Source organism: Paractinoplanes globisporus DSM 43857 (genome assembly GCF_000379645.1).
Classification (GTDB): domain Bacteria; phylum Actinomycetota; class Actinomycetes; order Mycobacteriales; family Micromonosporaceae; genus Actinoplanes; species Actinoplanes globisporus.
The window spans coordinates 87,379-107,113 of the sequence record NZ_KB903303.1; the positions used below are offsets into that span (position 1 = coordinate 87,379).

Consider the following 19,735-nt stretch of genomic DNA (forward strand, 5'->3'; position numbering starts at 1 on the left):
GGCCTTCAACAAAGGAGGCTCGATGGCCCTGACGGTCTTGTTCATGCCCGAGAGCGCCTACGGGCCGACCAACAACTGCATCGGCATCGGCGATGTGTTGCGCCGCCGCGGGCATCGGGTGGTCTTCGCGGCCGAGGCGTCGTGGGAGGGCAAGCTCACCGCGCTCGGATTCGAGGAAGACCTCGTGAGCCTGGCGCCGGCGCCGGACGAGCCGCAGGACGCCGGGCAGTTCTGGAAGGACTTCATCCGCGACACCGCGCCCGAGTTCCGCAAGCCGACGATCGACCAGCTCGAGACGTGGGTGAAGCCGGTCTGGCAGGAGCTGATCGACGGCGCGAAGTTCTGCCAACCGCGGCTGCTGGAGATCATCGGGCGGGTCCGGCCGGATGTGATCGTCGAGGACAACGTGGTCGCGTTCCCGGCGCTGACCACGGCGGGCGTCCCGTTCGTGCGGATCGTCTCGTGCAACCCGCTCGAGGTGAAGGGGCCGGACATCGCGCCGGTCTTCTCCGGATACCCCGCCGACGACCGCGAGGGCTGGGCCGACTTCCTGGCCGAGTACGACCGGACCCACCGTCCGATGTGGGAGCAGTTCAACGACTGGGTCGTCGAGCAGGGCGCGCCGGCGCTGCCCGACCTGGAGTTCATCCACGAGGGCGCCCTCAACCTGTACGTCTACCCGGGCGTGCTCGACTACATCGGCTCCCGGCGGCTGGGCCCGACCTGGAAGCGGCTGGAGTCGTCGGTGCGCGAGACCGACGACGCGTGGGAGCTGCCCGAGGGGTTCGCCGACGGGCACAAGCTGATCTACTTCTCGCTCGGCTCGCTCGGGTCGGCCGACGTCGCGCTGATGCGGCGGATCATCGCGGCGCTCGCGAAGACCGACCACCGGTACATCGTGTCGAAGGGCCCGCTGCACGAGGAGATCGAGCTGGCCGGCAACATGATCGGCGCGGAGTTCCTGCCGCAGACCACGATCCTGCCGATGGTCGACCTGGTGATCACCCACGGCGGCAACAACACGACCACCGAGGCCATGCATTTCGGCAAGCCGATGATCGTGCTGCCGCTCTTCTGGGACCAGTACGACAACGCGCAGCGGGTGCACGAGCGCGGCTACGGGCTGCGGCTGGACACGTACGGCTTCACCGACGAGCAGTTGTACGCCGCGATCGACCGGCTGCTCGGCGACGCGGCGCTGCGCGACCGGCTCGAGAAGGACTCCGCCGAGATCCGGGCCGCGGACGGACTGCGCGTAGCCGCGGACGCCATCGAGAAGATCGGGTCGGACGCGCAGTGACCGAACTCGTCAACCCCGCTGACGGCGTACGGCTGGAAGAAATCGCGGACAGTGAGGTCGCGGACGTGGCGAAAGCGGTCGCCGAGGCCCGCGCGGCTTTTGAGCAGTGGCGGGAGGCCACGCCCGGCGAGCGCGCGAAGGTGCTGCTCAAGGTGGCGGATCTGGTCGAACGGGACGCTCCGCAGATCACCCAGCGCGAGGTCGAGGAGACCGGAAAGCCACTGGCCGTGATGCGCGACGGGGAGCTGCCGTTCAGCGTCGACAACCTGCGGTTCTTCGCGGGAGCGGCGCGCTCGCTCGACGGCACGGGCGCGGGTGTGCTTTCGTCCGGGTACACGTCGATGCTGATACGGCGTCCGATCGGCGTGGTCGGATCGATCGCGCCGTGGAACTTTCCGCTGGTCATGGCCGTGTGGAAGATCGGTCCGGCGGTGGCGGCCGGGAACGCCGTGGTGATCAAGCCGGCGCCGCGGACGCCGCGGAGCACACTGGCGCTGGCGCGCCTCTTCGAGGAGGCCGGGGCGCCGCGAGGGCTGGTCGGCGTGGTCACGGGCGGTGCCGAGATCGGTTCTTCCCTCGTACGCGATCCCGGGGTCGACATGGTGAGCGTGACGGGGTCGACCGCCACCGGGCGTGAGGTCATGCGGGGAGCCGTGGACGGGCTCAAGCGCGTGCACCTGGAGCTCGGGGGCAAGGCGCCGGCGCTCGTCTTCGAGGACGCGGACCTCGCCGAGATGGCGAGCGGCGTGGCGATGGGGGCGACCTACAACACCGGGCAGGACTGCACCGCCGCCACCCGGGTCTACGTTCAGCGATCCGTCTACGCCGCTGCCGTCGACGCGCTCGCCGACGCGCTCGGCCGCGTCCGGGCCGGCGATCCGATGTCCGACAAATCAGACATTGGCCCGCTGATCTCCGCGGAGCACCGGGAGCGAGTCGCCGGATTTGTCCGCCGGGCCGTCGCGGACGGAGCCCGGGTGGCCGTGGGTGGCGAGGTGCCCGGCGGGCCGGGGTTCTACTTCCCGCCCACGCTGGTGCTCGACGCCGACCAGCGCAGCGAGATCGTCCAGGACGAGATCTTCGGGCCGGTCGTGGTGGTCGTGCCGTTCGACGAGGAGGACCAGGGGGTACGCCTCGCGAACGACACCCGGTACGGTCTGGCCTCGTCGATCTGGACGCGGGACGTGGCCCGGGCGCTGCGGGTCGCGCACCGGCTCGACGTCGGCGTGACCTGGATCAACGATCACCTGCCGATCGCGTCGGAGGCGCCGCACGGCGGGGTGAAGGGCTCCGGCTTCGGCAAGGACATGAGCCAGGAGGCGGTCGGCGAGTACTCGGTGACCCGCCATCTGATGATCAAGCATGCGGCGCCGGTCGCGCGGGACTCGTTCCGGCCGGCTTGAGGTCCGCCGGTGGTGGCCTGCGCCCGCCAGTGCAGGCCACCGCCTCTTTCAGCTGCGTCCGAAATCCTGAGTCCAGTACGCGGCGCCACCGTTGGTGTAGGCCAGGCCGACGCCCACCGCGACGCTCCCGCAGTTGAGGATGTTGGCGCGGTGCCCCGAGCTGTTCATCCACCCGGTGACGACGTCCTTCGGGGTGCGGTAGCCCCACGCGATGTTCTCGGCCGAGGCGCCGCGGCGCGGGTAGCCCGCCGCCACCTCACGGGCGACGAAGTTGCTGCCGTCCGACCCGGTGTGGCTGAAGTAGTTCTCGGTCACCATGTCGGCGCTGTGCCCGCGGGCGGCCTTCACGAGCCGGTCGTCGATCCGCAGCGCCGGGCACCCCTTGGCCGTCCGCTGCACGTTGGTGAGGCGGACAACCTCGTTCTCGTACGAAGTCATGACCTCCGCCGACGGCTTGCTCACCGCCTTGCGGGGCGAGTCGGCGGCGAACGCCGGAGCGGCGACGAGCGCGGGAACGGCGGCGAGGGCGGCGATGACGACGAGACGCTTCACGTGGTGCTCCTCCTACGATCGGTGACGTGTTACCGATCGGGGCGGAGCACACCCCCGTGAGTCGATCAACCACCCTGCACCGGGGGCCGAACCGACGCGCTACCTGTCGACGGTCGGAGCTTTCGGGCAGCCGTGCTTGCTCTGCCAGGCCTTGACCGTGGCGACGGCGGATTTCTGGCCGCCGGCCCGCCAGGAGTCGAGGAAGGGCCAGGGGTAGACGGTGCCGCGCTGGTTCCACCAGTCGCCGGTCCTGGCGCACGGCGGGGAGATGCCGAAGTGCAGGTGGCAGGCGCTGGCGTCGCCCGTGTCGCCGGTCTTGCCGAGGGTCTGGCCGGTCTTGACCCGGACGCCGGGGTTGATGCCGCTCGCCACGGCCGACAGGTGGGAGCCGTAGTAGCGGACGCCGTCGTCGCCGAGGATCGAGACCGAGAGGCCGCCCCGGGTGGCGCCGGCGTTGACCTTGGCGGTCCAGGTGTCCTTCTTGCTGGTCGCGAGCACCACGCCGCTGGTCACGGCGACGAAGGTATGGCCGCAGGCGGTCATCACATCGGTGGCCGGGTAGTCGTGGTGGGTGTGCGCGTACGAGCTCTTGCCGATCACCGGGAACGTGTAGGTGACCTTCACGGCGGCCTTGGACGACGCTTTCGGGGTCGGCGACTGCACGACCTTCGCGTTCGGCGCGGCGGCCGACGCCTGCGTCGGGGCCGGGGCCGTGGCCGACGGGATGATGGCCGGCGTTTCGAGGCCCTGCTCGGAGCCGGCCCAGACCGGCTCGGCCTTCGGCTGTGAGGAGCAGGCCGCGACCGTGGCGACGCTCAGACCGACGAGGACGAGTTTCCGGATGGAGAGAGGCAACAGCTCGTTCTTTCCTACTCGGGAGCGACCGGACCGACGGCCCAATATAACGGCCCGGCCGCGAGATGGCGGCCGGGCCGGGGTGTCAGTAATTCTCAGGCGACAGACTTGGGGCTGATCGGGGCGACCGCATTGCCCGGCCGGCCCGCAGGCTCGACGTGCAGGCCGTTGCGGATCGTCTCCAGCATGGTCAGGCCCTGGGCGGCCAGCGACGCGACGACGCTGTTGAGGCCCTCGGCGCCGTCGAGCACCGTGACGTTCGCCCCCTGCAGGCCCTCGGCGGCGGCCCGCAGCATGTCGGGCAGCTTCTCGATGATCGCCTGGTCGAGGGCGATCCGGTCCTGCGCGGCGGCGGCCTCGGCCGACAGCTTGGTGGCGTCGGCCTCGGCCCTGGCCAGGGCGCGGATCCGCTGGGCCTCGGCCTCGGCCGGGCGGACCACCTCGGCGATCAGCTCGGCCTCGCGCAGCTCGGCGTTCTTGGCCGCGACCAGGGCACGCTCGGCGAGCACCTCCTGGGCGGCGCGGGCGGAGGCGAGCGGGCCGGCCTGGGCGGCGGTCTGCTGGGCCTGGTCGATCTCGGCCTGGTACTGCGCCTGGGCGATCGCGGTCTGCCGCGCGTACTCGGCCTGGTGCCGGACGCTCTCCTGCTGGGCCTCCGCGCTCTGCCGGTCGGCGGCGGCCTGCGCGACCTTCGCCTCCTGGTTGACCCGCGCCTGGTGGGGCGCGGCCAGCGCCCGGATGTAGCCGACGCCCTTGTCGTCGATGCTGCTGATCTGCAGCGAGTCGACGGCCAGGCCGATCCGCGCCATCTCGGTCTTGCTGGCGTCGACGATCGCGTCGGCCAGCGTCTGCTGCTCGCGGATGATCGACTCGACGGTCATGCTGCCGATGATGCTGCGCAGGTGGCCCGAGAAGATCCGCCCGACCAGCGTCGACATCTGGCCCTGGTCGCCCTGGAAGCGGCGGGCGGCAGCGGCGATCGACTCGTGGTCGTCGCCGACCTTGAAGGCGATGACGGCCTGGACTGCGAGCGTGAGGCCCTGCTGGGTGTAGCAGTCCTCGACGACCTCGGCCTCCTGCATGGCCAGGGTGAGCCGGGTGGCCTTGGAGAAGATGGGCGCGACGAACACGCCGTGCCCGGTGACGATCTTGAACGGCAACGCGTCCGCACCCCGTTGTTTCCGGCCGCTGATCAGCAACGCCTCGTTGGGGGCGGGCACCCGATAACCGAACACTTCTACAGCCCTTCTTCGAAGAAGCCGCGGGCGATCCCGTCCGGCGGCGCACTAGAACCTGGAGGAACAGTGGGCCATGGCTCGACGTCGATCTGGCGCGCGCCACGGTTGTTGATGACGAGGACCTCCGTGCCGGTCGGTAAGGGCTCGGCCGCGTACGCCAGGTAGTAGTGCGCAATGCCGTCCACCAGCAGGCGCACCTCCCCGGCGCGCTCGCCGCCGCGGATCGCGGTGATCACCGTGCCCACCCTGCCGACCAGCGTCTGACTCGCCACGACTGCATTGTGCTCCTGCCCCGCGAGCCTTCGCCTGCCCCCGGTCGACGTGTAGCCGACAACTTGTGGGCGAGCCGCGATCGACCCTCGCGGGCTACCGTCGCGGAATGGCGGAACGTCTCCGCGCGGCGGAGGAAACGGCAGACCAGGAGCCCGCGCCGGTCGTGGTGCGGCCGCCGGCTCCGGTCAGCAACCGGGAGGCGGCGGACCTGCTGGGCGGTCCCGGTCCGGCCGCCGTCGGCCGCGACAACGTCGCGAACCTCGGCGGGCCGGCGGGCAACCGCGCGGTCGCACAATGGCTGGGCTCCTCATCCGGTACGGGGGTCAGTGCCGCCCCCGCACCCGGGGCGACGCAGGCTTCCCCCGTACAGCAGAAGCAGCCGGCGCCGAACCCCGGAGCGCAACACACGACGACGCCGGCGAAGGCGGTGGAACCGCCGCCGATCGACTGGATCGAGAGCCTGCCCGGGCACATCAAGCAGCAGATCGACAACTTCACTCCCGACCAGGAGAAGGCGGCCGGCCAGGGCGACCAGCGGCTGGCGGAGGCACAGGCCCGCAACCGGGTCACGTTCATGCGGACCATGCGCTGGGCGATGGGCGACGACGACGCCGTGATCCAGAAGCATTTCCAGGACATCGCGCCGATCGACGTGGGCGACGGCGACGAGCTGTGGGCGCACTCCTCGGTCCGCGACCGCCTGGCGACCGTCAAGACCGAGCTGGAGGCGCAGGGCATCCCGATGCCGAAGACCACGGTCGGCCTGGGCATGCGCGGCGACCACCTGAGCCGGGGTACGAAGGGGCGCACCTGGTTCACGCATGCGGTCGGCTTCGCCGTGGACTGGCGGGCCTACCAGACGCCCCGGATCACCGACGAGCGCCTGATCAAGCTGTTCGAGATCGTCACCGGCGGCCGGCCCGACATGAAGGCCAGCGTCGAGTCCGACACCCGGATCGACCTGGAGATCAAGATGGGTCAGGGCACGGCCGATCCGGCCGAGTCCAAGAAGCTGCTCGACTCCGTCGACGCCGAGTACACCCGGCTCACCGAGGCCTCCGACAAGTTCAAGACCGACCTGCCGGACGAGACGCTGGACCGGCTCCGCGAGCTCGAGCAGGCCCGGTACGCGGTGATCACGGCCCAGCGCGCGCTGGCCAGGCTGGCCGCCCGGAAGAAGCCGAAGGCCACCAAGGACGAGATCGACGCCGCGAAGAAAGCGATCACCGACGCGCAGGAGCATTACGACAAGGTCCGCACCGCGATCGTCCCCGACCTGCCGAAACTGTTCGAGCCGTGGACCAAGAAGATCGACGAGCGGATCGACGCGATCGACCGGCACTTCGCGCAGGCCGGGATCGACGAGGAGCAGCTCACCAGCGATTTCGGGCTGAAGGCGAAAGTGGCGAAGGCCGCGGCGCTCAAGGACGCCGACGCGCGGAAGAAGGCGTTCGAGGACATCGCCGCCCGCCGCAAGTACCGCGAGGACAAGGCGGCCGAGCTGGGTGGCGGCACCGACAAGGCGTCCCTCGCGAAGGGCCGCAAGCAGGTGCAGGAGCTGATCGACGAGAAGTTCCAGCTGATCACGCTGCGCGGCATGAAGGACGGGCTGATGAACAACACGAACGGGTTCGTGTTCCGAGGCAAGCTCGCCACCGACGACCCGGCGATCGACCAGTTGCTCGGGCTGATGCCGGAGAACCGGGGCGGCTTCTTCACGCCCGACCAGGAGGGCGGCTCGTCGGACGCCGCTTCCGGGAAGTTCAGCGGGCAGCACGGTTACGGGCTGGCGTTCATCAAGGCGATGGTGAGCCACGGCTTCGAGGCCGGAATGGCCTGGCGGGGCGGGTCCGACCCGATGCACTTCGAGCTGGCCGAGGGGCGCAAGTTCCTCAAGACGGCAGGGCAGAGCCCGGCCCCTCGGTAAGAGGAGCCGGGCCCTTGGTGGAGATCAGCTCACGTTGAGCGCGGTGTTGTCGATCTGGAACGACGTCTGCAGCGAGGAGTCCTCGACGCCGCTGAACGAGATCGAAACGGTCTGGCCCTTGAGGCTGGAGACGTCGAACGTCCGCAGCGTGTAGCCGCTCTTGTTCAGGTTGGAGTACGTCGCCAGGGTGGTCGAGCCCGCCTTGACCGTCAGCTTGTCGTACGCCGTCGACGTGGTGGTCTCGGACGACGTGATCTTCAGTTGGAAGCTCAGCGTCGCGGTCGAGCAGGTGGACGGGATCGTCACCGACTGGGACAGTGTGTCGGTGTGGGTGGTGCCGTACCCGTCGAGCCAGGCGAAGTAGCTGCCCGCGTAGGGAACGTTGGTGCCCGAGGCGGTCGAGATGACGCCGCTGGTCTGCGACCAGGTGGTGGCGCCGCTCTCGAAGCCGGAGTTGCCGAGCAGCTGCGCCGAGGTGCAGGGGCCGCCGGTCGGGCTCGAGGTCGGCGACGACGTCGGCGAGCTGGTCGGCGACGTGGTGCTGCCGGTGCAGGTCGGGTCGGCCGTCTGGGCCGGCACGCTGACGGCGGTCCAGGCCGCCTTGACCGTGTTGAACGCGGTGCAGTCGCCCGGGTACAGGTTCTTGGCCGCGGTCAGCGTCCAGGTCCGGTACTTCAGGTACGACGAGCTGCTCGTCTTCAGCAACATCGCGTTGTACATGATCGTGATGGCCTTCTGGATGCCGAGGCCGGTCACCGTGCTGCTGTTGCAGGTCGTGCTGGCGGGCTGGCCGTTGCCGCTGGTGCCCTGCGCGAGCAGGTAGAACCAGTGGTTACCGGGACCGGCCGCCGCGTGGACCTCCTCCGACGGGATGCTGGAGGAGTAGCAGTTGTCGTCGCCCAGCGCGCCCGGGTTGTACATGTTGCGGATCGGACCGCTGCCGACCAGGTTGACCTCCTCGCCGACCAGGTAGTCCGGCGGGTCGTTCGGGTTGTTGGCGTACCACTCGGTCGCCGCGCCGAAGGTGTCGGCCACGAACTCCTGCGTGTTGCCGCCGGAGATGCCGCCGGGCGTGTTGTCGTCGATGCCGTGGCCGAGCTCGTGGCCCACCACGTCCGCCGAGGAGATCCACTGACCGGCGGTGTTCTTGCCGATCTGCACCTGGGTGCCGTCGTAGTACGCGTTCTGGTCGTTCAGGCCGACCCGCAGCGGCCACGCGCCGTTGGAGCCGTTCTGCCCGGTCCGGCCCAGCCACGTGGAGAGCATCGAGGTCTGCTTCTCGGCCACGTAGAGGGCGTCGACGCAGCCGGTCTCCCGGTTGGTGCCGGTGCCGTTGCCCCAGACGTTGTCCGAGCCGGTGAACGTCGTGTTGGATGCCGCGTCCTGGCATTTGAGAGTCGACTGGGTCGAGGACTGCATCGAATACGTCGAGCCGGACAGGGTGGTGTCGATCGAGACCGAACCGTTGATCCAGCCGGTGCCCGAGCCGGTGACGTCGGTGACGTGCTCCTGGGTGCTGAGCACGGCGCCGGTCTGGGCGTCGACGTTCACGGTGAGCCGGCTGACGCCCTCGGCGCCGATGCCGTTGACCGTCGTCTGCCAGGCCAGCTTGGCGGCCTTGCCCTCGGCGGCGACCACGACCAGCTTGGTGCCCTCCACCTTGGACACCGACTTCAGCTGCTTCTTGGCCGTTGCCGCGGCGGCGGTGTCGGCGATCTTCGGCGTCGTGGAGAGCTCGCCGATCGGGCTCGACTGCGCGACCGAGGTGTACTTCGTCGCCCCGTTGGCGTCGGTCATGACGACGAAGTCGCCGCCGAAGACCGGAAGGCCCTTGTAGGTACGGGTGTAGGGGACGTAGTTGAGGCCGTGCGACGAGACGACTTTCTGCTGCTGGAAGGTGTCGTAGCCGCTCGCCTGCAGGACCGCCGGCTTGCTCGCGACGAGCGCGTCGGCCTTGGTGGCCGCCGTCTTGGCCGCGGCGGCCGGGTCGACCGGCTGTGCGGTGGCCGGTTGGGCCACCGCGACCACGGCTGTCGCGGCCACTGTTCCGGCCGCCAGCGCGATGATCAGGGGGGTTCGACGTTTCACGCGGGTACTCCTTTCCCGCCCGGGGGTTTGGGCAGGCTCAAGGTCCGGTGTGACGATGGGTCACGCCTGGACGACTTGAGGTGAGACGCTAGGCATCGATACATGTCTTTGGGAACAGGGAAAACCCTTGCGCCCGTCCAGAGAACGTTTTCCGGGTCATACGACTTAGGTCGTACGAGCGATGTAGCCCCCGGGCGGACGCGCCCGCGGCCACCGCGGCGAAGGATGCTCCCCATGGACTTTCGCTTCGGAGTTGTCGCAGGTAAGGCGCCCTCGGGCGCGGAGTGGGCCGGCACCGCGCGGCGGGCCGAGGAGCTGGGCTACGACACCCTGCTCATCCCCGACACCCTGAACACGTTCGCCCCGTTCCCGGCGCTGGCCGCGGCCGCCGCCGTGACGAGCACGCTACGCCTGGGGACGTACGTGCTGAGCGCGCCCAACCGGCCGCCCGGGCTGGTCGCCTGGGAGGCCGAGACTCTGCAGCAGCTCAGCGGGGGCCGTTTCGAGCTGGGGCTGGGTGGCGGCCGGCCGGGCGCCGAGCGGGACGCGGAGGTGCTGGGCGCGGAGTTCGGCACGCCAAGAGCGCGGATCGAACGGGTCGCCGAGACGATCGCCGCGGTGCGCAAGCTGGACGAAGCGCCGCCCGTGCTGCTCGCGGCGAGCCGCCCGCGCATGCTGCGACTGGCGGCCGCGCAGGCCGACATCGTGGCGCTCGGCCTGCGACCGCAGGCGACCGAGCCGGAGCTGGCCCGCACGGTGTCGGTGCTGCGCGACGCGGCCGGCGAGCGCTTCGACGAGATCGAGCTGCACCTGAACGTGGCGGCCGTGGCGCCGTCGCCGGCCGAGATCCCGCCGTGGGCGTCCCGGATGGTCGGCGGCGACGCGCGGGCGATGGCCGAGGCCGGCGGCATCGCCTTCCTCACCGGCTCGGCGGAGCGGATCGCCGACCTGCTCTGCCGGCGCCGGGAGGAGTTCGACGTCTCGTACATCGGGGTGAGCGGCCTGTTCATGGAACAGTTCGCCCCGGTGGTCGAGCTGCTCAGGAATGCGTGATGGTCAGTGCGTAGAACTTCACCTTCGCGCCATTGGTCGTACTGTCCGACGAGGACTGGTTGTAGGAGCCGGCCTTGAAGTACTGGCGGTACGCGTTGAACGAGGACGGGATCGAGTACGTGGTCTTCGTCCCGTTGACCGTCAGGTTGATTTTGTTGCCGGTCACGTTGATGACGTAGGTCCACTTCACGCCGAGCGCCACGTTGCCGACCTTGTGCAGGGTCTGCCCGCCGTCGGGCGAGTTCTCCGTGCCCAGGTAGATGTCGCCGTTCGGGCGGTAGTACAGCTCCAGCAGCGGCTTGGTCGAGCTGCCGCCCGAGCCGAGGTGCACCTGGCCGACGCAGACGTTCTTGGTGACCGACGGGATGCGCAGCTGGGCGCTGAGCGTGTGGTTGCCGGCCAGCGTCCAGTCGGCGGCGCTGCCGTTCGCGTTCATCTCGCGCAGCTCGGACCGGGCGTAGTTGGAGTTCGGCGTGGTCACACCCTTCTCCGGCGCCCAGAAGGTCATCGACCCGTCGGTCTTGTCGGTCCAGAAGTAGGCCGGGTTGCTGTAGCCGTTGACGCCCTTGAGCTGGGCGGGCTGGATGGTGTCCGGTTTGCCGGGGGAGCCGGTGGGCAACTGCAGCTGCCAGACCGACAGGTTGAAGTTGCCGCCGGGCGGCAGCGTGGGGTCGAGCGTGGCGGCCGAAGCGTTGGTGATGCCGAGAACGCCGAGCGTGCCGACCACCGCGGCGGAGAAGGTGATGGCGAGCAGCTTCCGCTTGTTCATGGGGATACCTCGGGGTGCCGTCGGGGAATTGGCAAGGTAGCTAACAGTAAGGCGTTCCGTCCCGATCTGACCTTAAACAACCTTAAAAATCCAGACCCTTTTCCCGTACGCCGGGAGCACCGCACCCGCGGCCGCCAGTGAGAGCATCGTTGATGGCCGATGAGTAGTACGGGGGCGGAATGAGATGGCGGCTGCTGGGGCCCGTGCGGTTGACGACGGATTCGGGGGAGATTGATCCTGGCCGGGGAAAACAGTCCTGCGTTCTCGCGTCGCTGTTGCTGACGCCGGGCCGGCGGGTCTCGGTCGAGGCGCTGACCGAGCGCCTTTGGGAGGGCTCGCCGCCCCGATCGGCGACGGCCGTCGCGCCCTACGTCACGCGGCTGCGGCGGGTCCTCGAGCCGGTACCGGGCGCGGGCGAACTGCACCACGTGGCGGGTGGCTACCTGCTCGACATCGACCCCGATCTCATCGACCTGCATCTCGTCCGTAAGCAGGTCAGGCTGGCCGCCGACACCGGCTCGGTGGATCTGTTCGCCGGCGCGCTCGACGGCTGGCAGCCGGAGGCGCTGGCCGGGGTGCCCGGCGCCTGGGCCGCCGGCGTCCGCGACGTCATCGCCCGCGAACGCCTCGACGCCTTCGCCCAGTACGGGCGCCTGCTGGCCGGTCTCGGCCGGCGCGAGCAGGCCATCGCCGTCCTCGATCCGCTGGTCGCCGAGCACCCGACCGCCGAGCCGCTGGTGGCCGTGCTGATGTCCGCGCTGGCCGAGACCGGTCAGTCCGCGGCCGCCCTCCGGCACTACGCCCGTGCCCACGATGCGATCGCCGAGCAGTTGGGCGGCCGCCCGTCCCCGGAATTGCTGGCGCTCAACGCCAAGATCCTCCGAGGCGGGCCGGCGGCGCGGCACGTCCCGGCGCAGTTGCCGGCCGCGCCGGCCGATTTCACCGGGCGCCGGTCCGAAACGGAGCGGCTCGACGGCGTACGGGAAATGGTGGTGATCTCGGGTCCGCCCGGGGTGGGCAAATCCGCGCTCGCGATCCACTGGGGACATCGGACCCGGCAACGGTTCCCCGACGGCCAGCTCTATCTCAACCTGCGCGGCTTCGACCCGGAGGGCGCGATGACCCCCGACGACGCGGCCCGCGACCTGCTGGTCGCGCTGATCCCGGCCGAGCGCATCCCGGTCGGGCTCGCCGCCCGGTCGGCGCTGCTGCGCAGCGAGCTCGCCGAGCGCCGGATGCTGCTGCTGCTCGACAATGCCCGCGACGCCGCCCAGGTCCGCCCGCTGCTGCCCGGCGGCGCCGGCTGCACCGTGGTCGTGACCAGCCGCAACCGCATCCCGGGCCTGGTCGCGGCGAACGGCGCGGTACCGCTCGCGCTGGCGCCGCTGCGGCCGGACGAGGCGGAAGCGCTGCTGGCCCGGCGCCTCGGCGCTATCCGGGTCGCCCACGACGCCGACTCGGTGCGAGTTCTCGTAACGGCGACTGCCGGGCTGCCGCTCGCGCTGGCGACCGTGGCGGCCCGCGCCGCGACCCGCCACTCGCTGGCCGTGGTCGCCGACGAGCTGTCCCGCTCCCGGCTCGACGGGCTGCGCGGGCTGGACGCCGGCGCCGACCCCCGTACCGTCTTCTCCTGGTCCTATCACGCGCTCACCCCGCCGGCGGCGCGGCTGTTCCGGCTGCTCGGCGCGCACCTGGGCCCCGACATCTCGGCCGCCGCCGTGGACAGCCTCGCCGGGGAGAACGCCGTCGCCACGCTCGACGAGCTGACCGCGGCGAGCCTGCTGACCGAGCACCGCCCGAACCGGTATGCCCTGCACGACCTGCTGCGCGAGTACGCGGCCTCGCTGGTCGAGCCGGGCGAGCGGGACGCCGCCCGCCAGCGGCTCCTCGACCACTATCTGCACACCGGCCGGGCCGGGGCGATGCTGCTGGACCCGCAGCGCCAGCCGCTCGACCTCAAGCCGGCCGGCGCCGACGTCTTCCCGGAGTCGCTCGCCGACGAGCAGGAGACGCTCGCCTGGTTCGCGGCCGAGCACGCGAACCTCATGGCCGTGCTCCGGCATCCCGCCGAGCCGGCCGAGTACGGCTGGCAGATCCCGTGGACGATGGTCGACCACCTCGACCGGCGCGGGTACTGGGACGACTGGATCATCGCCGAGCGGTGCGCGGTCGAGGCCGCCCGCCGGTGCGACGAGCCGCTCGCGGAGGCTCTCGCCGAGCGGCTGCTCGCCCGCGCGTACGTGCAGACCGGCCGGTTCGCCGAGGCCGAGCCGCACTATGCCGCCGCGATCGAGCTCTACGCCACGGTCGGCGACCTGACCGGCCGGGCCAACACGCTGTTCGCGATGGCCTGGATGTGGGAGCAGCGGGACCGCTACCAGGACTGCGTACGGGAGATCTCGGCGGCGCTCGAGCTGTACCGGCTGGTGGAAAACGAACACGGCGTGGCGCGGGCGTTGAACGCGCTCGGCTGGTTCGAGGCCCATCTCGGCGAGTACGACGACGCGATCGAGCACTGCCAGGCGGCGCTGGCGCTGGCGACTCGCCTGGAGGACCGGTACGGGCAGGCCGCCACCTGGGACAGCATCGGCTGGATCCATCACCGCCGGGGTGAGTTCGGCCCGGCGATCGCGGCCCTGGACCGGGCGCTGACGCTGCACCGGCAGACCGGAGACCTCTTCCAGCAGGCCGACATCCTCGACCATCTCGGCGACGCGCACGCCGCCGAGGGCCGGGATGCCGACGCCGTGGACGCCTGGCGCGAGGCCGTGGCCATTCTCGAGCGGCTCGATCACCCGAACGCGCTCCGGATCCGGGCCAAGATCTCGCCGTAGCCATCGACTGCAAACGATCTGCAAACGCCCTCCCGCACGATGCACAGGCATCGACCAGCGGCGAAGGAGCGAGATCGTGAAAACCATCCGCAGGCTGCATGTCTTCCGAAGAAGCCCCGTCGCGATCGCCGGTTTATGCGCGGCGCTGGCCGCGGCTTCCGGCGCGGTTCCGGCGCAGGCCGCCGGGCCTTCCACGCCGCCGAGCGCTTCCGCCGACGAAGCCGCCGCCGCGCCCACCGCAGTCGCGCCGCCGCCCGACCCGGCCGATCCGGCCGGGCCCGACCGGGTCACCGATCCCGACCGGGTGCTCGGGCCGCACTGGCGCACCGCCGCCGACCGTGGCGTGACCACCTCCACCGACGAGACCGGGCTGCACCTGCTGGTGGCCGATCGCCGGGACGGCTACCACTGGCGGACAGCCGCGACGCTCGCCGAGCCCGGCATCGACACCGACCAGTGGATCGGCCAGTACTGCGTGACCGGGTCCCAGCGGCGCGCGGTCGTCGTCTACGCCCCTCGGCAGTACGCCAACCAGGCCGACCTGATGACCGGCGGCGCCTTCGCGGCGATCGTCGACCTCGACTCGGGCACCGTCACCAAGCTCGCCGAGCGGGTGAGCCTCGCCTACTACAACCCGGCCTGCAACGCCGGCGAGACCGCGGTCGTCTCGGCCCTGACCGGGGACGAGAAGGCGCCGCGAACCCGGATCACCGTGATCGACACGGCGACCGGGAAGACCCGGCAGTCGCACACCCTGCGCGGGCAGGTCACCTCGCCCACCGTGGTCGGCGGCGACCTGTACGCGGCGTCCGGCTCGGGCGTCGTGCGGGTGCGCAACGGCGGGACCACGCTGGTGGCGCCGACCCGGGGCACGCCGTACCGGCTGACCTCCGACGGCGCCGGCGCCCTCACGTACGAGCTGAACGACGGCAAGACCACCCGGTTCGACCGGCTCGCCGGCGGCCGGGTCCGGCCCGTGGCGACCGCTCCCGTCGGGGCCGCCCGGCTCCGGCCCGGCGCGGCCGGCAAGGTGTTCGTGGTCGGCGACCCGGCCGGCGTGCGCTGGTCCGGCTCCCGCCCGTCCGGCTGGCAGAGCGTCGACGCGCCGGTGGACAGCGAGGTCTCCGGCCTCGGCGAGCTGACCGTGCTCTCGGCCAGCTCGCACACCGAGGCGGCGGCGTCGTCCTCGGGCGCGGCGGTCGACGGCGAGCCCGACCAGGTCGGCATCTCGGCCCGGCTGACCGGGGGCGCCGCGCTCAAGTTCTCCCTGCGGCCGTCGCTGTCGTCGGCGGGCACTCGGTCGTCCCCGGGCCTTCCTTCTTCGGCCGCCGCCGCCCCCAAGGCCAGCAGCCTCGCCGCCACGGACCCGTCGACGACGCCGTGGGATCTGAACCGCACCTGCGCGGTGCCCCGCAACGACCCGGCGATCCAGGTCTATCAGCCGACCCCGAAGCAGGTGGAGTGGGCGGCCGACCTCGCCTCGCACGGCCAGCTCAATATCACTCGGGCGGCGAACTGGCTCAACAGTGGGCTCCCGCAGTTCTCGCCGCAGAGCCTCTTCACGCCGATGATGCCGAAGACGCAGGCCGGGGAGACCCGCTGGCTGCCGGCCCAGGTGCTGCTCGGCGTCCTCGCGCAGGAGTCGAACCTGCGGCAGGCGAGCTGGCACGTCACCGACGGCTCCTCGGGCAATCCGCTCACGTCCTCCGGTTTCTACGCCCTCAACAAGAGCCAGGACCCGAACAGCATCGGCACGGGCACGTACGACTGCGGCTATGGGGTCGGGCAGATCACCTCGGGCATGCGGACGATCGACACGAACGCGGCCGGCGGGCTCACCGACCTGCAGCAGAAGGCCGTCGTGATCGACTACGCCACCAACATCGCCGCCTCGGCGCACATGCTCGAGCAGGCGTGGGCCGACCTGCAGGCGGCGCACATCATCGCCAACAACGGCGACCCGCAGTTCATCGAGAACTGGTTCTTCGCGGTGTGGGCGTACAACACCGGGCTGCACCCGAACACCGGCAACGGGCCGTGGGGCCTGGGCTGGGTGAACAACCCGGCCAACCCGCTCTTCCCGGCCGACCGGCATCCGTACCTGGTCGTGCCGCTGGACACCCCGACCCACAACGACAACATCGGCTACGACAACGCCAAGCACCCGAGCGACTGGTCCTACCCCGAGCGGATCATGGGCTGGGCCCACAAATCGGTCATCCTGCCCGACTACCTCAACGGCGGGAACTGGACCTCGACGTACCAGACGGGATTGTGGCCGCCGGGGGACACCACCTTCGTCGACGCGCAGCCCGGCCACAACATCGCCTGCGTGGCGACGATCAACCACTGCGACCCGGCCGCGCCGCCGCACAAGCCGGCCCCGCCCTACGACGACCAGCCGGCCGGGCCGTGCCAGATCGACGACCTGACCTACTGCTGGTGGCACGAGAGTGTCCAGTGGGTCGACTGCACCCAGCTCTGCGGCGGGGAGTCGCGCGTGTACACCGCGGTCGAGCCCCGGCCGTACGCGACGAACATCCACCCGGAGGAGTGCTCGACGACCAAGCTGCCGGCCGGCGCCCGGATCGTCGACGACCTCATGACCAGCGACAACCCGACCGGCAACCCGCAGGGGCCGAACGGCTGCTGGGGGGTGACCCGCGGCGGCACCTTCTCCCTCAAGTTCGCCGACAAGTCCGGCGCCTATCCGTCGAAGGTGGACTTCCATCAGATCGGTGCGGGCTTCGGCGGCCATTTCTGGTTCACGCACACGCAGACGCAGACGCCCTCCACCCAATCGCTCAAGGTGACCGGCACCTGGACGCCCGGCTCCTCGCTCACCGGGTGGGCCCAGGTCATGGTGCACATCCCGGACGAGGGCGCCTGGACCCAGCAGGCGCACTACGTCATCCACACCGGCAACGGCCCGGGCACCGACCGCGACCGCTTCATCTCCATGAACCGGGCCGCCAAGGACACCTGGATCGAGCTGGGCACCTACCGGTTCGGCACGGTCAGCCAGCAGGGGCTCGAGCTCAGCAACTTCACCGGCGACGGACAGGGCAACCAGGACATCGCCTGGGACGCGGCCGCCTTCGTACCGCTGACGCAGAAGCCGAGACACATGGTCGTCGCGATCGGCGACTCGTACCAGTCCGGCGAGGGCTCGGGCGCGTACGACCGGGAGACCGACCTCGGGTTCGACACCTACTACTGGAACGCCTGCCGCCGCAGCTCGAAGGCGTGGCCACGGCTGATCAAGCTGCCGGGTCAGACGTCGGGCGTGGGCACGCTGGCCGACAAGTTCGACCCCTCGCTCGACTTCCAGTTCGTCTCCTGTTCCGGGGCGACCGCCGAGAAGATGACCGACACCTCCACGAAGTCGTACTGGACCAACACCCCGGACCTGGAATCCCTGCACGGCCAGGCGGAGGGGCAGTTCTTCGAGAAGAACCAGGTGGACTCCGGCGTGCTGAGCGCGGACACCACCCTGGTGCTGCTCTCCGCGGGCGGCAACGACGCCGGCTTCCCCGACGTTCTCGCCCAGTGCGGCCGGACCGACTGCACGCTCAACCGCGCCGCCTACGAACAGAAAATCCGGGACGCCCAGCTCAGGACGGCCACCCTGATCCAGCAGGTGCACACCAAGGCGTCCAACGCCCGGATCGTGCTGGTCGGCTATCCGAAGATCTTCGCCGAACGGCACGGGCGTACCTGCGCGCTGTTCAGCTTCTCGGACGCCGAGATGACCATGCTCAACGAGCTCGCCGACCAGATGAGGACCGAGCAGTCCGCCATGGTGGGCCGGCAGACCCAGAGCTGGACGAGCGGCACGGCGAACTTCGTCGACATGATCGCCGGGTTCGGCAACCACGGCGCCTGCATGGAGGACGAGACGTCCACCCCGCCGCCGACCGTGGACATCAACGATCTGGTCATCGGCCAGACCGGGCCGGGCGATTTCGAGGAACTGGACGGCGTCGACGTCGAGCAGTGCGACTTCACCTGGCTGCCCGGGAACGACTGCGCGAGCCGCTCGAGCTTCCACCCGAAGCCCAGCGGCGCGGTTCGCCAGGGCGACGCGGTCACCAACGCCCTCGTGGCGATCGGTTACCAGTGACCACTTCTCTCCCGCGCCGCTGGGGCGACGGGGAAACCCTTCAGGAAAAGAGGCACGTCATGAAATCCACCCGCCTGCTCACCGCCGCCGTGGCCACCGCGGTCGCGCTCGGAGTCAGCGCCTTCGCCGTCACGCCGGCCCAGGCCGCGGTCACCAAGAGCTTCAGCAACTCGTCGGCCGACGGCGCCAGCTGGGGCACGGTGACCTTCACCAATTACTCGTACACGGCGGACGTCTACATCTACCGGGACTCCAGCGCGTCGATCAGCTTCCAGATCTGCGCCGACCAGTTCCTGAACAACGGAGCGCCCGCCCAGCTGCCCAACACCTGCCGCTCCGCGAGCAACGGCGGCTCGATCGGCTCCACCCGGCACGTGACGCTCAGCGCGAGCGAGAACATCGCCAAGATCGGCTTCGCCACCACCTACCAGTACGTCAACGGCGCCTACGCCGACGGCGACTGGACGTACGCGTTCTGATCCTGACGTAGAGGCCCGGGCCGGACCGCGGCCCGGGCCTCCGCTCAGGCCCTAGCGGGGAGCTTGGCCTCGCACCGCCCAGGCCCGGGCGGTCATTGCGATCGAGCCGTCCGGGCGGCGGGGGAGACGGGCGTCCAGCCGGGCGCGGATCGCCTCCCGCTGCTCGGGCGGCAGGCGCATGAGGTAGGCGGGCGCGGCGCCCTGGCCGCCTAGGAACGGCCGCCAGTAGTCGTCGAAATCGGCGAACACGGTCGGGATCTCGACGCCGCGGGTCCCGATCTCGCCGAGGCCCGCGTCGGCCCACGCCTGGGCGAGCGCCCCGGGCTTGCAGATCGGGAAGCGCGGGCCCTCGTCCTGGTCAGCGGCGGCCGGGTCCACCTCGAGCGCCGCGTCCCAGAAGTACCGCATCATCCGCATGCCGTCGGTGTAGTCCCAGACGTAGGCCGCCACCGTCCCGCCCGGCGCCGCGACCCGCGCGAACTCCGCGACCGCCCGCGAAGGGCCGGGCACGAAATTGAGCGCGAGCCCGCTGACCACCGCGTCGAAGCGGCCGGAGGCGAACGGCAGCGCGGCGGCGTCGCCGGCGACGAACGAGGCCTGGCCACCGGCACCGCGCCGCGCCTCGGCCAGGAATCCGGTGGACATGTCGAGGCCGGTCACGCCCGCGGGGGACGCCGCCGCGACCACCGTCCCGGTCAGCGCGCCGGTCCCGCAGCCGGCGTCCAGCCACCGGCCACCGGCCGGCACCCCGAGCCAGCGGACGAACTCGGCCGCGACCGGCCGGCTCCATCGACCCACGTACGCCTCGTAACCACCGGCCACCGCCCACACGTCTCCCATG

The 19,735-nt window shown here is 70.7% G+C and carries 14 protein-coding genes; 7 read left to right on the forward strand and 7 right to left on the reverse strand.

Going from position 1 to position 19,735, the window contains the following annotated elements; translation table 11 throughout:
- The first annotated feature begins 22 nt into the window (after window positions 1-22).
- Together A3CQ_RS0117730 and A3CQ_RS53245 are read left to right on the forward strand one after the other, a co-directional pair.
- On the forward strand, window positions 23-1,300 hold the full coding sequence (locus tag A3CQ_RS0117730; RefSeq protein ID WP_020512288.1) for a glycosyltransferase: 1,278 nt from the start codon (window positions 23-25) through the stop codon (window positions 1,298-1,300).
- Complete coding sequence (locus tag A3CQ_RS53245) at window positions 1,297-2,703, forward strand: aminobutyraldehyde dehydrogenase (RefSeq protein WP_020512289.1); 1,407 nt, start codon at window positions 1,297-1,299, stop codon at window positions 2,701-2,703. Before A3CQ_RS0117730 ends, A3CQ_RS53245 begins: the two co-directional genes overlap by 4 nt.
- 48 nt (window positions 2,704-2,751) lie before the next feature.
- Here A3CQ_RS53245 and A3CQ_RS0117740 read toward each other — a convergent pair whose 3' ends face one another.
- From A3CQ_RS0117740 to A3CQ_RS0117755, 4 genes are all read right to left on the reverse strand, one after another.
- Window positions 2,752-3,255, reverse strand: coding sequence for a CAP domain-containing protein (locus A3CQ_RS0117740; RefSeq protein WP_020512290.1), 504 nt, complete (start codon window positions 3,253-3,255; stop codon window positions 2,752-2,754).
- A 99-nt stretch (window positions 3,256-3,354) separates the two neighbouring features.
- Entirely contained in the window at window positions 3,355-4,110 is a 756-nt protein-coding gene (locus A3CQ_RS0117745; protein WP_020512291.1) for a M23 family metallopeptidase, read from the reverse strand.
- Window positions 4,111-4,205: 95 nt separating this feature from the next.
- Window positions 4,206-5,330: an SPFH domain-containing protein gene (locus A3CQ_RS0117750; RefSeq protein ID WP_245577254.1), complete on the reverse strand. Its 1,125-nt coding sequence runs from the start codon at window positions 5,328-5,330 to the stop codon at window positions 4,206-4,208.
- Between the two features lie 17 nt (window positions 5,331-5,347).
- Complete coding sequence (locus A3CQ_RS0117755) at window positions 5,348-5,620, reverse strand: NfeD C-terminal domain-containing protein (RefSeq protein WP_020512293.1); 273 nt, start codon at window positions 5,618-5,620, stop codon at window positions 5,348-5,350.
- Between the two features lie 107 nt (window positions 5,621-5,727).
- Between A3CQ_RS0117755 and A3CQ_RS0117760 the strand changes: the two genes are divergently transcribed.
- Window positions 5,728-7,548: a M15 family metallopeptidase domain-containing protein gene (locus A3CQ_RS0117760; RefSeq protein ID WP_020512294.1), complete on the forward strand. Its 1,821-nt coding sequence runs from the start codon at window positions 5,728-5,730 to the stop codon at window positions 7,546-7,548.
- A gap of 24 nt (window positions 7,549-7,572) precedes the next feature.
- Here A3CQ_RS0117760 and A3CQ_RS0117765 read toward each other — a convergent pair whose 3' ends face one another.
- Window positions 7,573-9,636, reverse strand: a complete 2,064-nt coding sequence (locus tag A3CQ_RS0117765) for a M4 family metallopeptidase (RefSeq protein ID WP_157296022.1) — start codon at window positions 9,634-9,636, stop codon at window positions 7,573-7,575.
- A 234-nt stretch (window positions 9,637-9,870) separates the two neighbouring features.
- On the opposite strand from A3CQ_RS0117765, the gene A3CQ_RS0117770 reads away from it, so the two are divergent.
- Entirely contained in the window at window positions 9,871-10,689 is an 819-nt protein-coding gene (locus tag A3CQ_RS0117770; RefSeq protein ID WP_020512296.1) for an LLM class flavin-dependent oxidoreductase, read from the forward strand.
- Here A3CQ_RS0117770 and A3CQ_RS0117775 read toward each other — a convergent pair.
- Entirely contained in the window at window positions 10,676-11,458 is a 783-nt protein-coding gene (locus A3CQ_RS0117775; RefSeq protein ID WP_020512297.1) for a polysaccharide lyase family 7 protein, read from the reverse strand. The two genes, A3CQ_RS0117770 and A3CQ_RS0117775, sit on opposite strands and share 14 nt — an antisense overlap.
- Window positions 11,459-11,637: 179 nt before the next feature.
- On the opposite strand from A3CQ_RS0117775, the gene A3CQ_RS0117780 reads away from it, so the two are divergent.
- The 3 genes from A3CQ_RS0117780 (at window position 11,638) to A3CQ_RS0117790 (ending at window position 18,894) form a co-directional block, all read left to right on the forward strand.
- Entirely contained in the window at window positions 11,638-14,292 is a 2,655-nt protein-coding gene (locus A3CQ_RS0117780; protein WP_026205817.1) for an AfsR/SARP family transcriptional regulator, read from the forward strand.
- Window positions 14,293-14,368: 76 nt separating this feature from the next.
- A complete protein-coding gene (locus tag A3CQ_RS53250) occupies window positions 14,369-18,415 on the forward strand; it encodes an SGNH/GDSL hydrolase family protein (protein WP_020512299.1) in 4,047 nt (1,348 codons plus the stop codon).
- 59 nt (window positions 18,416-18,474) lie between these two features.
- Window positions 18,475-18,894 (forward strand): hypothetical protein, encoded by a 420-nt coding sequence (locus A3CQ_RS0117790; protein ID WP_020512300.1) that lies wholly within the window; start codon window positions 18,475-18,477, stop codon window positions 18,892-18,894.
- A gap of 51 nt (window positions 18,895-18,945) precedes the next feature.
- Here A3CQ_RS0117790 and A3CQ_RS0117795 read toward each other — a convergent pair whose 3' ends face one another.
- A complete protein-coding gene (locus A3CQ_RS0117795) occupies window positions 18,946-19,734 on the reverse strand; it encodes a class I SAM-dependent methyltransferase (RefSeq protein ID WP_040432545.1) in 789 nt (262 codons plus the stop codon).
- Between the last annotated feature and the right edge of the window lies 1 nt (window position 19,735).

Bases quoted from the DNA above. Each gene is read 5' to 3' on its own strand.
- A3CQ_RS0117775 (WP_020512297.1), bottom strand. From the start codon at position 11,458: ATGAACAAGCGGAAGCTGCTCGCCATCACCTTCTCCGCCGCGGTGGTC.
- A3CQ_RS0117770 (WP_020512296.1), top strand. From the start codon at position 9,871: ATGGACTTTCGCTTCGGAGTTGTCGCAGGTAAGGCGCCCTCGGGCGCG.
- A3CQ_RS0117780 (WP_026205817.1), top strand. From the start codon at position 11,638: ATGAGATGGCGGCTGCTGGGGCCCGTGCGGTTGACGACGGATTCGGGG.
- A3CQ_RS0117730 (WP_020512288.1), top strand. From the start codon at position 23: ATGGCCCTGACGGTCTTGTTCATGCCCGAGAGCGCCTACGGGCCGACC.
- A3CQ_RS0117790 (WP_020512300.1), top strand. From the start codon at position 18,475: ATGAAATCCACCCGCCTGCTCACCGCCGCCGTGGCCACCGCGGTCGCG.
- A3CQ_RS0117760 (WP_020512294.1), top strand. From the start codon at position 5,728: ATGGCGGAACGTCTCCGCGCGGCGGAGGAAACGGCAGACCAGGAGCCC.
- A3CQ_RS0117795 (WP_040432545.1), bottom strand. From the start codon at position 19,734: ATGGGAGACGTGTGGGCGGTGGCCGGTGGTTACGAGGCGTACGTGGGT.